We start from the raw sequence: 13,187 nt of genomic DNA on the forward strand, positions 1-13,187 counted from the left end.
GTCATCCGCGCTTCCGGCGGACCACGTCCTCGTAGGTCCGCCGGAGCGTCCCGGTCACGACGTCGATGGTGAAGTGCTCGTTGACCAGCTCCCAGGCGGCCTGCCCCGCCTCGGCGTTGGCCTCGGGCTCCAGCAGTTCCAGGACGGCCTGCGCGACCTTCTGCGCGTTGGTCTCGTCCTCACCCACCCGGCTGTCGATCACCCGGCCGGCTCCGGCCTGCGCGACGTCCGGGCCGAGGCCGCAGGTACGGGTGATGACCACGGGCGTGCCGACGGACATCGCCTCGAGGACCGAGACGCCGAGGGGTTCCTCGATCGACGGCAGTACGTACACATCGGCCTGTCGTCCGGCTGCCAGCACCTCTTCGTGGCCGAGCGGCCCGACATGGTCGAGCGAGTCCAGTACGCCCAGGCTGCGGGCCAGTCGCAGCGTGCCGGGGAGGGCGCCGGTGTCGGGACCGGCCAGGACGAAGCGCGCGTCCGGGTGGGTCGCGAGGACCGCGGGCATCGCGGCCACGAAGTCCTCCGGCCGCTTGCGTTCCTGGATCCGGGCGAGGAAGAGCACGGTCGGCGGGCGGGCCGGGTCGCGGGCGGGTTTGAGCTCCTGCGGGCGCACGCCGTTGACCAGTCGCACCGTCCTGGTGAGCGCGACGGGGGCCGCGACGGCGTTCACATCGATCCGTTCGGCCTCGGTCAGGTGGAGCACCGCGTCCGCGCCGCGCAGAACCTTCCGTACCCCCAGCAGGTCGGTCAGTTGTGCCACGCGCTTCTGGGTGGGGTCCACCATGCCGTGCGTCTGGACGACGAGCGGGGTTCGGGTGGCCAGCGCGAGCAGCGCGGCGGGCAGCGTCACCAGGTCGCGCATCAGGTGTACATGGACGAGGTCGGCGCCGCGCATCATGCGGCGCGCCGACATCAGGAGCGCCCCGGAGGTGATTCCGCTGACCTCGAACATCGGCAGCAGGTGACGGGCCTGGAAGAGGTGGACGGGCACCCCCTCCACGGCGCCGGGCAGCGGACCGTCGAAGCCGTCGCCCAGGGCCATGATCCGGGCGTCGTCGCCCCCGGCGCGCTGGACCTTCGAAAGGTTCAGGGCGACCCGGGTCGGACCACCGAAAGCATGGTCCGGGGTGTGCAGCGTGACGATGTGCAGGATCTTCACCAGGGTTCCCCTCAACCTCGGCCGGCTGTTCACAGACTAGTCATCACATCACCTCAAGTGGGTTGATTCGTTAAGGTGTTCAAAGGGTCACAGGCTCGCGGAACGGGGGAACGATGACGTCCGTGCACGGGGCACCGCCGTCCGCGCCCGTACGGGGCGGCAGCCCGCGCCCGTCGGTCGAGCCGCCCGCCAAGCCGATGTCCTGGGCGATGCTGTCGCGGGCGATGGCCGTGCCGCTCATCCTGGGGCTGGTCTGCTTCCTGCCTGCGCTGATCGCCGCCCAGCCCGGGACCGGTTCCCGGGACACTGCGTACTGGCTGCAGCTCGTGCTGACGTGTTACTCGGGGGCCCGGCTGGCCACCATGGTCCTGTCCACGCGGCGGCGGCTGCTGCAGGGCGTCTTCTGGATGTTCGTGTACATCGCGATGGGCGTGGCGCCGTTCGCCCAGGCGGTCATCGGTCAGACGCCGACGCCGGCGGTCGGGCCGCGGGCCGACCTGGTCACGGCGATCGCCCTGATCCTCGTGGGGTGTGCGGCCTTCGATCTCGGGGCACTGCTGGCGTCCCGGCGTCCACTGCGGCGGCGCGCCCCAACCCGTGAAGGCGGAGGCGGCGGCGGCCCTGCCACGGCGCACCCGGTCAGGCTGCGGCTGCTGGTGCTGCTCGCGTTCGCGGCGAGCGGCTACTACGTGCTGAAGCTCGGCGGGCCCGCCGTGTTCTTCTCCAGCAGGCAGGAGATCAGCGCCTCGGTCGCGGAGAGCGGGGTCGCTTCCGGGGAGTCCAATGTGGGCTCGGCGTTCCTGAAGGGTTTCGGTACGGTGCCCGCACTGCTGGCGCTGCTCTTCTACACCCGACGGCTGGTGACCTCGCGCCGGGCGCGGCGCGCGCCGTCCACCGTCCTGGTGTGGATCGCGCTGGCAGCCGTAAACCTGGTAGTGAACAACCCGATTTCCAACGCCCGTTACTGGTTCCTGACGGTGCTGGTCTCGCTTTTGTTCACGGCGTTCCCCAGCAGTGCGGCGATGTACCGCTCGGTGCTGGCCATGGGGGTGATCGGCGCCCTGGTGCTGTTCCCGTACGCGGACCGGTTCCGCTACGACGACACCGGGTACCGGCCTGTGCAGTCCTCTTCGGTGTTCGAGCCGCTGGCCACCAAGGACTACGACCAGACGGTGATGTTCGCCAACACCATCTCGTGGGTCGATACCCGTGGTCACACGTACGGCCGCCAACTGGCGGGCTCCGCTTTCTTCTTCGTGCCGCGGGCGGCGTGGAGCGGCAAGCCGGAGGACACCGGGGTGCGCGTCGGGCAGTGGATGGGGATGAACATGACCAACCTCTCCGCGCCGCTGTGGACCGAGCTCTGGGTCGACTTCGGGGCGCCGGGCATGGTCGGCGGTCTCGCCCTGATCGGTTACGCCGCCGCCCGCACCGACCGCCGGTACGCGCGGGCGGTGTCGCGCGACGGCCCGGGGCCCGGCAGTGTCCTGGCGATCACCGCGCCGCTGATCGCGGGATACACCTTCATCCTGCTGCGCGGCCCACTGCTCCAGGCCGTGGGGAAACTGGCCATCGCGGCGCTGTGCCTCGCGCTGGTCACCAGTTTCACGGACCGGAGCCGGCGGCGGTCGCACTGACCGGGGCGAGCCCGGGCTCGCCCCGGCGGGTCAGCCTCGCCACCCGGGTCCAGGTGGCGACCGCCTTGCAGACGGAACCCAGGCACAGGCCCCAGGCGGCGCCCGTCACTCCGCCGAGGAGATAGCCGCCGGTGAGGAAGGCCACCGCGGCAAGGGAGAAGACCACCTGGATGGAGAGCGTGGTGCGTGGATCGAGGAGTCTGAGCGCCAGCAGTCCGCAGGTGCCGACGGCCATCGCGGCGTACTGACTGCCGGTCGCCGGGAGCAGTGCCGCGGCCGTCGGCCAGGTGTCACCGAGCAGATGCCGGCCGACCGAGCCGGGCAGCAGGGCGAGGACGGTGGCCCAGCCGGCTGCGGTCAGTGCCAGGACGGCGGCCAGCGCGGCGGTGGCCCGCACCCTGAGCCGTTCGGTGGCGAGCCGTCCGATGAGCGGGGGGCCGAAGCCGGTGGCCGAGGTGAAAAGTACGTTGAGCGGGCCGAAGAGGGTGGTGGCGCCGCGCAGGGCGCCGACGAGGAGGGGGTTGCCGACCGCGCCGAGCCCGAGCACGGAGAGCTGGCTGGTCGCATTGCCCACGCCGAACTCGACGACGAACCGCCGGCCGAGGTGCCCCTTCCTGAGCAACGGTCTCAGCAGCACCGGGGTGCCGGCCGTCCTGCGGTGGAGCATGGCCGCGGAGAGCAGGAGCGCGGGCAGGGCGGAGAGGCCCCAGACAACGACCAGCCGCGCCGCCGGGGTGCCCTGCGGCTGTACGGCCAGCGCACCGAGGACACAGACCAGCCGGAGCGTGTCGGCGGCCAGCGCAAGATGCTGTGCGTGCAGGGTGGCGAAGGCGTAGCGGGCGGTGTCCTGGGCGAGGACGGCGGGCAGCACGATCCCGAGCATGGTCAGGGCGCGCGCCGTCTCCCCCGGCAGCATCGCGCAGACGGCGGCGAGCAGGCCGCCGACGGTGGCCGAGACGAGCAGGGTGAACCCGAGCGCGGACCGGCAGGCGCCGCGTGTCTCGTCACTCGCCCCGCGGCGCAGCACCAGTGGCTGGCCGGTGTAGGCGCCGGACACCCCGAGGAGCACGGTGAAGACGAGGTAGACGGCAGAGAAGCGGGCGAAGTCGGCGACGGTGGAGAGCCGGGCGGCCACCACAAGCACCAGGATGTTGGTGAGCGCGGCCACCCCCTGGTCCGCGACCGAGCAGACGACCGCGGTGCGTGCCCTCATCTGTGTCCCGCGGTGCTGCTGTGGTCGCTGCCGCCGCGCCCGTCGCCACTGTCCAGTGTGCGCAGACCGAGTGTCTCGGTGGGGTCGCCGGTGTGCCCGGCGCCGTCCGCCCGGTCGGGGCCGTTCGTGTCCCCGCCGTCGCGGCCGTCGTGGCCGCGCGGAGGTGTCTGCCTGCCGCGGCCTCGGCGTTTGGCCGTCTTCCGGCGGGACCGGCGCTCCAGGCGTCCGTAGCCGGGGTGGAGCAGGGTGCCGAGCACGGAGCCGCCTGCCGCGCCGATGATCTCGCGGATCCGCTCCAGGTCGCTGCGGTGCACCTCGCGCGGGTCGCAGACCACCACGACACCCTCGACGCGGTCGATGAGCGCGACGGCGTCGGCATACGAGAGCACGGGCGGGGCCAGCACGATGACGACGGCTCCGGGCCGGCCCCCCTCGGCCAGGATGCGGCCGACGGGCGCGGAGGTCAGGGCGCGCGGCACGTTGTCCGTACGGCGGCCGGCGATCAGGGTGAACGCCCCCGATCCGGGTACGTCCACGTTGGTGCGGCTGTCCGACGGCCAGGTGCGCTCGTCACGTTCGGCGGCCCAGCTGGGCCGGCCGCCGCGGCCCGCCGCGCCAAGCTCCGTGGCCAGGGACGGGGCCCTCAGATCGGCCTCGACCAGCAGGACGTCGCGGCCCATCTCGGCGAAGGCGGCCGCGAGGTTGGCCGCGGCGGCGGTCGCCATGGCGTTGTCCCCGCGGGGCGCCGTGACCAGGAGCCGGCGGCGCTCGGTGAACGAGGGGTCGTACGCGAGCCGGAAGGCCACCGCCCGGTACTCCTCGGCCAGTCTGCTGTCGCCGCGCCCGATGGCGAGCAGGGTTCCGGCCGCGGCTCGTTCCCTGGGCAGGGTGCCGAGCAGCGGGGCGCCGAGCGAGCGGACGAGCTCCCTGGTGGAACGGACTGCGGGGTCGAAGACGAGCCGTACCCAGGACAGCAGCAGGCCGAGCGCCAGGCCGACCACGCCGCCGAGTCCGAGGAGCAGGGGCAGCCCGGCGCCGCTGGGCGTCTCGGGTACGACGGGCTTCTTGTTCAGATAGCCCGGTGTCGTGTCGAGCGCGCGCAACTCCGAAATTTTCTGGCTCAGTTCGGAGATGGAGACGATGAGGTTGGCCCGTGCGCTGGTGACGTCGTTGCCGACGGTGCCGGTCTCCTGCTCGGCCAGCCGGTCGCGTTGTTCGGTGAGCGGCTTCAGCTGGGCGCGGTAGCCGTCGACCATGTTGTCGATGCTGTTCTCGGTGCGCTCCCGGCGTATCTCCAGATAGGCCTCGGCGAGTGCCTGGGCGCGGGCCTTGGCCTGTTCGGGCGCGCGGCCGGTGTAGGAGAACCTGAGGACCAGCGTGTTGGGCGGGTTGGTGACCTGGAGTCCGGAGAGCAGCGTCCCCACCTCCACGGCGTCGCCGGACTTCGCCAGCGAGCCGACGGCCACGGTGCCCACGGCGTCGCTGACCGCGGTCTGGCGCTCGGAGCCGATGTTGATGCCCTTGTCGGCCGAGGCGCCCGCGGCGAAGGGGTCCGAGGTCGCGGAGCGTACGGACACCTCACCGGTGGAGGTGTAGGTGTCCTCGCCGCTCAGGGCCAGCCAGCCGGCGCCGAGCAGTCCGACGACGACGCCGCACGCGAGCAGGGCTCGGTAGCGCAGGAGCTGGCGGAACTGGTCCCGCAGCAGCGCGGGTTCGTCCTGGTCCTCCAGGGCGCGGATCGGGTGGGTCATCGGCGGTCTCTCCCTTCGGCGTCCTGAAGGACCTCGGTGAGCAGTGCGTCGAAGCGGGCGAGCCCGGCTTCCCGGCCGAGGTGGCTGGCCACGTACCGGGGTCCGTGGGAGCCGAGTTCGTCGGCTGCGGCGGGTTCCTCGATGAGCTTGCGGACCGCTGCGAGTACCGCGGCCGGGTCCTCGGGCGCGACGAGGAGTCCGGCGCCCGAGCGCTGCACCTCCTGGGCGGTGCCGCCCCCGTCGGCCACGGAGGCGATGACGGGGCGGCCCGAGACGAAGTACGAGGTGAGCTTGGAGGGCACGCTCATGTCGAGCACGGACGCGCGCTGGGTCACGGCGAGGACGTCTGCGGCGGCCAGGACGTCGGTGAACTCGTCCGCGCTGGCGGGCGGCAGGAAGTCGATGTTGGTCAGGCCGGACGCGCGGGCGAGCAGGGCCTCGCGCTGATTGCCGTCCCCCATCAGGACGATGCGGATCCCGGGGGCGAGCCGTGCCGCGTCGACAAGGACCTCCAGCCCCTGTTTGAGCCCCATGTTGCCGGAGTGCAGGACGACGGGGGTGCCCTCGCGCCAGCCGAGGCGGGCCCGGGTCGTGGCACGGTCGGCCGAAGGCGCCTGGACGTGGCTCCAGTTGGGGACCAGCCGGATGCGGTCCGGGTCCACCCCGTAGGCGGTGACCCGGGGGACGAAGCTCTCGTGGATGACGCCGACCAGCGTCGCGGCCCCGAGCGCGTACCGCTCGGCCCGTGAGGCGAGGGCGGCCGCCCGGCCGCCGCCCCTGATGCCGCTCTGCGCGGCGGCGGCGCCCATCAGGTCCTGCACGACGGGTATGTAGGGGACGCCGTGTCGACGGGCCAGCCGGGCGCCGATGACGCCACCGGCGAGGCTCGGCAGCTGGGAGATCACCGCGTCGGGCCGCAGTGCGGGCGGGGCTGCGAGGCCGTGCGCGAGCACGCTCGCCTCGAAGGCGGCTCTGCGCAGGGCGCTCTGCCGGGGCGGCACATAGTGTCTTCGCCGGTGGACCGTGACGCCCGAGCGCCGCTCCTCGGCCCGCCACACCCCCCGGTAGGGCGCCTCGGTCCGCCAGGACGGGTAGTGCGGCATGCCGGTCAGCACATGCGTGTCGGCCCCTGAGCGGGCCCAGTGCTCGGCGAGCTGGGCGGCGTACGGGCCTATGCCGGTCAGCTCCGGCGCGTAGTTCGTCGAGACCACCAGCAGACGGCGGCCGTCGAGCGGTCTGTGGTGCTCTGATTCTGGCATCGGACGATCGCCTTCCCCCGGAGCCACCTGTGTTCCCCCCAAGGAACAGCCCCAAAAGTGAGCTTATCCGTTCACGAGATGCGCAAGTGGTCTTCACAGTAAGGTCGTTGCACGATCAACACCGATACCGATATCCCACCGGACCGGATGCCATGTCCGGACACCTTCCGGTGGGACACGGACATCACGTTCACACCGTGGGGGGAGAGAACGGATGGTGCACAGGGTCGGCTACGCGCCGGGGGTCTACGACCTGTTCCACATAGGCCACCTCAACATCCTGCGACATGCCCGCAGTCAGTGCGACTACCTGGTCGCGGGGGTCGTGTCGGACGAGATGGCCGCACTGGCCAAGGGCCACAAGCCGGTCATTCCGCTGCCGGAGCGGCTGGAGATCGTCCGGAGCGTGCGGTACGTGGACGCGGCATTCGTCGAGACCGTGCCGGACAAGGTCGAGACCTGGCAACAGGTCAGGTTCGACGTCATCTTCAAGGGGGACGACTGGCGCGACACGGAGAAGGGAAAGCGCCTCGAACGCGACTTCGCCGAAGTCGGCGTGGAGGTCGTCTACTTCCCGTACACCGTGCACACGTCCAGCACCCAGCTGCGCCGGGCGCTGGACACGCTGGTCAGTCTGCCCGGAGCGCTCTCAGCTCCCTGAACCACTTGCCGAGGAACGCCACCAGGAACAGCGCGTGGACGGCGGCGAGCACGGCGTATCCGGTCCGGAACGCCGTCTCGTCGCCGAGCAGCAGGAACACCAGGCAGAACACCCCGTAGTCGGCCGGCAGCAGCGCCACGGCCCGCAGCCGGGAGACCGGTGCGGGCACTGCCGCCCCGCCCGCCGGAGCGGGACCGGCGGCCGCCTTGCCCAGCTGCTCACGCAGCAGCCCCGCGCAGAACGTGAGCACCGCGACGAACAGGAAGCCGAGCGGCAGAAGCAGCCAGCCGTCCGCCGGCAGACCGAAGTAGCGGTGGAACGAGATCAGTACGACGGTGTGGACCAGGATCATCTTGGCGCAGTCGACGACGTGGTCCAGCCATTCTCCGTCCGGCCCGCCGCGGCCGGTGAGCCGGGCGAGCTGCCCGTCGGCCGAATCGAGCGCGAAGCCCACGGCCAGCCCCAGGTAGACCAGGACGGCCAGCCCCCAGGAGGGGCGGACCAGGGCCACCGCGGCAAGGGCGGCGAAGGTGAACGCCGCACTCACCAGGGTGACCTGATTGGGTGTCATACCCAGGCGGAACGCGGCGGCCGCGAAGATCCGCCCGGCCGGCCGGTTCACGTACCGCGAGTACAGCGACACTCCCTTGGCCGACTTCTGCGCCCCGCGCAGCTCACGCAGCACCGTACCCGTGCTTTTCATACGCCCCCCAGCGTGTCGCCGTTCCCCACAGCTCCGGCGGCATCTCGGACCTCGCCGCCGGAGCCGCATCATGGCACGCGCATCCCCGCGCGGGGGCGGGATCACCACGAACCGGCGCGGACCGGCCAGGAGGGGCGTCGTGCGGGTGCCCCGGGTCAGGCGGTGGCGGTCCGGCACTCCGGGTGGCCCCAGCCATGATCGTTCTTGGCGATCATGTCCTTGGCCGCGTACGCCTTTCCGCAGTGGCACCGGCCGGAGAACTTGGCGCGGATGGTCGCTCCGGCCCGGGCCGCGCTCCCTGTCTTCTTCGTCGCGCCGCCCGCCTTCCGTCCCTCGGTGGCACGGGAGGGCGCAGGAACCGGCAGGTCCGCGGAGCCCTGCGAGGTGCCTGCCGCGCGCTGCGCGACGGCCACTTCGCTGGCAGCCTGGTCGGCCAGGGCGTTCAGCGGGTCGCCGTCCACCTGATGGGCCGGCACGTAGACGAACTCGACGGCCCGGCCGGTCAGCAGGGAGTCGATGCGGGCCACCAGGTCGCGGTTGGCGACGGGTTTGCCGGCCGAGGTCTTCCAGCCGTTGCGCTTCCAGCCCGGCAGCCACTTGGTCACCGCGTTCATCGCGTACTGCGAGTCCATCCGGACTTCGAGCGCCACGGCCGGGTCGAGTGACTCCAGCAGTTCCTGGAGGGCGGTGAGCTCGGCGACGTTGTTGGTGGCCGTGCCCAGCGGCCCCGCCTCCCACCGCAGCGGCCTGCCTTCCGCGTCGGCCACCACATAGGCCCAGGCCGCGGGCCCCGGATTACCCTTCGACGCCCCGTCACACGCGGCGATCATGCGCTCGTTCATACCCCTGATCATGCCAGCCGGCCGGCCCGGCTCACGCCGGTCCCGAAGCACGGTGTCCGCACCACGCCTTGCCAGGGCCTTCGCGCGCACCCGACCCCGCGAGCCCGGCATGATCCAAACCTGAGGCCCTGGGCGCCGCACCCGCCCCACCTGCCACTCTCACCGTACGTGACGCTTCGGGGTGCGCTGCTCACGCAGCGCTGCTTCTCTGAAGGGGCCCGCTCTTCCCTACCGTTCAAGGAGCGACGATGAGCGTTGCAGGAGAAACCGGCCGAGCCCAGCAGATGCGCGAGAAGGCCAGGCACATGACCGAGGCCGCGGAGCGCACGAGCGATCCGGAGCAGCGGCGCCGGCTCCAGGAGAAGGCCCGGAAGCTGCACGAGCAGAGCGAGCAGCAGGACGTCCGGGCCGGCAGCGACCGCCCCGCCTAGTCACCGCGGCGCACACGCGAACGATGGGCTGCCACCCTTCCATGAGGGGGTGGCAGCCCATCGGCGTACGTGCGCCGCGCATGCGCCCGCCCAGGACACCGAAGGCCCGCCCAGGGGAGGTTGATCACCGCTCCCTACGATGGATCCTCACGAGGACGCCGCGTCGTCGTCACACAGGAGCGAGGACCATGCATGAGCCACCACCCGGTCACCGTGGTCACCGGCGGCAGCCGCGGCATCGGAGCCGCGGTCTGCGTACGTCTGGCGTCCGACGGCCATGACATAGCCCTGGGCTACCGCTCCGACGCGTCAGCGGCGGAGAGTGTCGCCGCGGTCGTACGGAAGGCCGGCAGGCGCTGTGTCGCGGTTCGGGTGGACACGACCGACGAGGCCGCCGTCGACCTGCTCTTCGACACCGCCGCGGCAGAGCTCGGCCCGGTCACCGGTCTGGTCAACAACGCCGGGGTCGGCGGCCCGACGGGACCGCTCGCCGACGCCGACGCGGCCGGGCTCCGGCGCGCCCTCGACGTCAACGTCGTCGGCTACCTGCTCTGCGCGAGGCGCGCCGTGCGCGACATGAGCCGGTCGGGCGGCGGGGCCATCGTCAACATGTCGTCGGCGGCAGCCACGCTCGGCAGCCCCGGCGAGTACGTCCACTACGCCGCGGCCAAGGCAGCCGTGGACACGATGACCGTCGGACTCTCCAAGGAGGTCGCCGCCGCAGGGATCCGCGTCAACGCGGTGGCCCCGGGGATCATCCGGACCGGTTTCCACGCGGACCCGGAACGCCCCGACAAGGCTGCCGCCGGGATCCCCCTGGGCCGGCCGGGAGCGCCCGAGGAGATCGCCGGCGCCGTCGCGTGGCTGCTCTCGGACGACGCCTCGTACGCCACCGGCGCGATCCTGAGGGTGGCGGGCGGCCGCTGACGTCCGGTTGTACCGTGCAGCGGTGACCGGTCCCGGCGGGCTTCCGCTGCTCTTCCTCGATGTCGACGGCCCCCTCATCCCGTTCGGTCCGCGCACCGGCGGGCACCCCGTGTACCCGGGAGGGCGGCACCCACCGGCAGCCGGGGCGAATCCGCTGCTCGACAGGATCGACCCGGCTCTCGGGCCCCGGCTCACCGCGCTCGCGTGCGAGCTGGTCTGGGCGACGACGTGGGCGGACGAGGCGAACGCGGTCGTCGCACCGCGACTCGGGCTTCCGGAACTCCGTGTGGTCACCTGGCCTGCCCCTTCGGAGGAGGATGAGCGGGATGCCCGGGCGGGACTCCACTGGAAGACGCGCACTCTCGTCGACTGGGCCGCGGGGCGCGCCTTCGCATGGGTGGACGACGAGATCACCGAGCGGGACCGGCACTGGGTGGCGGCCCACCACGGCGGGCGGGCCCTGCTCCACCGCGTCGATCCCGGACTCGGCCTGACCGACGCCGACCTGCGGCTGCTCGACATCTGGCTGCGGACGGTGTGAGGGCCGCACGCCCGGGTCACACCGGGGCGGTGCCGCGCACCAGCAGAAGTGCCACGTCCGCCCCCGCGACGACGGCCGCCGCGGCGAGCGGCGCCTTGCGCCAGGTCCGGGCGAGCAGGAGCCCCGCGAGCGCCACGGGAGCCGCGACGGCGAGCGTCACCACTCCCCACGGGCCGGCCGGGCCCGCCGGGCCGAGGGCCAGGACCACGGAGGCCGCCACGAGGGGGACCGGCAGCAGCAGTCCGGTGGCGGTGGCGCCCAGCCGGTGCGGAAGGCCGGTCACACCGTTGCTCAGATCGTCCTCGATGTCGGGCAGGACATCACCGAGGTGAGCCGCCAGCCCCAGCAACGCACCGGCGGTCACCGCCCACCACGTCGGCCCGGGGCGGGAGGGCAGGGTCAGTGCGGCCACGGCGGGCAGGGTGCCGAACCCGATGACGTACGGGAGCCAGGACAAGGCCGTGGCCTTCAGCTTCAGGTTGTACGCCCAGGCAGCCGCCACGGCCGTCAGATGCAGCACGCCGGCGAGCGGGCCACAGGCCAGGGAGAGCGGAACGCACAGCAGGGCGGCGGTGAACGCCGCCGCCCAGACCGCTCCCCTGCTCACCGCCCCCTCGGCCACCGGTTTGCCTCTGCGTCCGGAGGCGGCGTCCCGCCGGGCGTCGAAGGCGTCGTTGCACCAGCCCACGGAGAGCTGGCCGCTCAGCACGGCGGCGACGAGGAGGGCGCAGCGGATCCCGTCGAGGCCGACGCCCGCGCCCAGGGCGCCCGCGGTCGCGGTCACCGCGACCACCGGCCCCGGGTGGCAGGAGCGGGTCAACGCTGCTGCGCGGCGGAGCGGCCATGCGGTCGCGGCGTAGGCGCGGGACGGGTCCGGAGTGCCCATGCCGTGATCGTAGGTACTCCGGACACCGCGAACCTGACAGCCGCACGGGTTGTTTGCAGTGTTTTGTTCCTCATGTGGGGCAAGGTTGGGCCATGACGCCTGAGAAGCAGGGCCCGGGATGACCCGGATCGCAGCCGTGCACGGCACCCTGGCCCCGTACCGTCACACCCAGCGCGAGGTCACGGACATGGTGGCCCGCACCTGTCTGCCGCCGGGGGCCGACCGTCGGGTCCTGGACCGCCTGCACGAGAACGCCCGGGTGCGCACCCGGAACATGGTGCTGCCGCTGGATCGCTACGCGGAGCTGGACGGTTTCGGCGACGCCAACGACGTGTTCATCAGGGCGGCGGTTGACCTGGGTGCCGAGGCGTTGCGCGGGGCGCTGCGGACGGCGGGGCTGCGGCCCGCCGATGTGGACCTGCTGATGTTCACCTCCGTCACCGGGGTGGCGGCTCCCTCCGTGGACGCCCGGCTGGTGGGGCGCCTCGGCCTGCGGCCGGATGTGAAGCGGCTGCCGGTCTTCGGGCTCGGCTGCGTCGCCGGGGCCGCCGGCATCGCGCGGCTCCACGACTATCTGCTCGGCCGGCCCGACGACGTTGCGGTGCTGCTCTCGGTCGAGCTGTGTTCCCTCACCTTCCAGCGCGGCGACGCGTCGCCCGCCAACCTGGTGGCGACCGCACTGTTCGGTGACGGTGCGGCCGCCGTGGTGGCGGTCGGCGAGGGCCGGGGGTCCGCTGCCGGGCCCGAGGTGGTGGCCACCCGCAGCCGGCTGTATCCGGACACCGAGCACGTGATGGGCTGGGACATCCGTGATTCCGGCTTCAAGGTGGTGCTCGATCCGGGCGTGCCGGATGTCGTGCGCCGCTATCTGGCGGACGACGTACGGGACTTCCTGGCGGAGCACGGGCTCAAGCCGAAGGACGTCGCCCACTGGGTGTGCCACCCGGGCGGTCCCAAGGTTCTGGAGGCCGTCACCGATGTCCTCTCGCTCCCCGACGGCGCGCTCGACGTCACCTGGGACTCACTGGCCGAGGTGGGGAACCTGTCCTCGTCCTCGGTGCTCCACGTCCTGCGGGACACGCTGGAACAGCGGCGGCCCGAACGGGGTTCGCCCGGCCTGCTGATGGCCATGGGCCCCGGATTCTGCTGCGAACTGGTGCTGCTGCGCTGGTAG

13 protein-coding genes are annotated in these 13,187 nt (G+C 72.4%); 6 read left to right on the forward strand and 7 right to left on the reverse strand.

The window, feature by feature from the left end; all coding sequences use genetic code 11:
• Nucleotide 1: 1 nt before the first annotated feature.
• On the reverse strand, nucleotides 2–1,162 hold the full coding sequence (locus ACIOEW_RS19035) for a glycosyltransferase (RefSeq protein WP_401964777.1): 1,161 nt from the start codon (nucleotides 1,160–1,162) through the stop codon (nucleotides 2–4).
• Nucleotides 1,163–1,275: 113 nt separating this feature from the next.
• Here ACIOEW_RS19035 and ACIOEW_RS19040 point away from each other — a divergent pair, with 113 nt between their 5' ends.
• Nucleotides 1,276–2,799, forward strand: a complete 1,524-nt coding sequence (locus ACIOEW_RS19040; protein WP_401964778.1) for a hypothetical protein — start codon at nucleotides 1,276–1,278, stop codon at nucleotides 2,797–2,799.
• Here the strand turns inward: ACIOEW_RS19040 and ACIOEW_RS19045 are convergent.
• Genes ACIOEW_RS19045 through ACIOEW_RS19055 form a run of 3 tightly spaced genes read right to left on the reverse strand, consistent with a single transcriptional unit; the run spans nucleotide 2,768 to nucleotide 7,022 of the window.
• Entirely contained in the window at nucleotides 2,768–4,012 is a 1,245-nt protein-coding gene (locus tag ACIOEW_RS19045) for a hypothetical protein (RefSeq protein ID WP_401964780.1), read from the reverse strand. The genes ACIOEW_RS19040 and ACIOEW_RS19045 overlap by 32 nt on opposite strands.
• On the reverse strand, nucleotides 4,009–5,763 hold the full coding sequence (locus tag ACIOEW_RS19050) for a lipopolysaccharide biosynthesis protein (RefSeq protein ID WP_362550481.1): 1,755 nt from the start codon (nucleotides 5,761–5,763) through the stop codon (nucleotides 4,009–4,011). The genes ACIOEW_RS19045 and ACIOEW_RS19050 overlap by 4 nt, the downstream gene beginning before the upstream one ends.
• Nucleotides 5,760–7,022 carry a glycosyltransferase gene (locus ACIOEW_RS19055; protein WP_401964782.1) on the reverse strand — a complete coding sequence of 421 codons (1,263 nt, stop codon included), beginning with the start codon at nucleotides 7,020–7,022 and terminating at the stop codon, nucleotides 5,760–5,762. The genes ACIOEW_RS19050 and ACIOEW_RS19055 overlap by 4 nt, the downstream gene beginning before the upstream one ends.
• A 214-nt stretch (nucleotides 7,023–7,236) precedes the next feature.
• On the opposite strand from ACIOEW_RS19055, the gene ACIOEW_RS19060 reads away from it, so the two are divergent.
• On the forward strand, nucleotides 7,237–7,683 hold the full coding sequence (locus ACIOEW_RS19060; protein WP_219568850.1) for an adenylyltransferase/cytidyltransferase family protein: 447 nt from the start codon (nucleotides 7,237–7,239) through the stop codon (nucleotides 7,681–7,683).
• Here the strand turns inward: ACIOEW_RS19060 and ACIOEW_RS19065 are convergent.
• On the reverse strand, nucleotides 7,652–8,386 hold the full coding sequence (locus tag ACIOEW_RS19065; RefSeq protein ID WP_401964784.1) for a CDP-alcohol phosphatidyltransferase family protein: 735 nt from the start codon (nucleotides 8,384–8,386) through the stop codon (nucleotides 7,652–7,654). The two genes, ACIOEW_RS19060 and ACIOEW_RS19065, sit on opposite strands and share 32 nt — an antisense overlap.
• 155 nt (nucleotides 8,387–8,541) lie before the next feature.
• Nucleotides 8,542–9,228, reverse strand: coding sequence for a ribonuclease H (locus ACIOEW_RS19070; RefSeq protein WP_362550490.1), 687 nt, complete (start codon nucleotides 9,226–9,228; stop codon nucleotides 8,542–8,544).
• 248 nt (nucleotides 9,229–9,476) lie between these two features.
• Here ACIOEW_RS19070 and ACIOEW_RS19075 point away from each other — a divergent pair, with 248 nt between their 5' ends.
• The 3 genes from ACIOEW_RS19075 (at nucleotide 9,477) to ACIOEW_RS19085 (ending at nucleotide 11,127) form a co-directional block, all read left to right on the forward strand.
• Nucleotides 9,477–9,659: a DUF6381 family protein gene (locus tag ACIOEW_RS19075; RefSeq protein ID WP_350993463.1), complete on the forward strand. Its 183-nt coding sequence runs from the start codon at nucleotides 9,477–9,479 to the stop codon at nucleotides 9,657–9,659.
• 192 nt (nucleotides 9,660–9,851) lie between these two features.
• The gene (locus ACIOEW_RS19080; protein ID WP_362550493.1) at nucleotides 9,852–10,586 is read left to right on the forward strand and encodes an SDR family oxidoreductase; all 735 of its coding nucleotides are present in this window, start codon (nucleotides 9,852–9,854) and stop codon (nucleotides 10,584–10,586) included.
• 22 nt (nucleotides 10,587–10,608) lie between these two features.
• Nucleotides 10,609–11,127 carry an HAD domain-containing protein gene (locus tag ACIOEW_RS19085; RefSeq protein ID WP_401964785.1) on the forward strand — a complete coding sequence of 173 codons (519 nt, stop codon included), beginning with the start codon at nucleotides 10,609–10,611 and terminating at the stop codon, nucleotides 11,125–11,127.
• Nucleotides 11,128–11,143: 16 nt separating this feature from the next.
• Here the strand turns inward: ACIOEW_RS19085 and ACIOEW_RS19090 are convergent, their stop codons facing one another.
• Nucleotides 11,144–12,013, reverse strand: a complete 870-nt coding sequence (locus ACIOEW_RS19090) for a UbiA family prenyltransferase (protein WP_401964786.1) — start codon at nucleotides 12,011–12,013, stop codon at nucleotides 11,144–11,146.
• Nucleotides 12,014–12,131: 118 nt separating this feature from the next.
• Between ACIOEW_RS19090 and ACIOEW_RS19095 the strand changes: the two genes are divergently transcribed.
• On the forward strand, nucleotides 12,132–13,187 hold the full coding sequence (locus tag ACIOEW_RS19095) for a type III polyketide synthase (protein WP_401964787.1): 1,056 nt from the start codon (nucleotides 12,132–12,134) through the stop codon (nucleotides 13,185–13,187).

Origin of the sequence: Streptomyces sp. NPDC087901 (assembly GCF_044742205.1) — a bacterium.
In the GTDB taxonomy this organism is placed as follows: domain Bacteria; phylum Actinomycetota; class Actinomycetes; order Streptomycetales; family Streptomycetaceae; genus Streptomyces.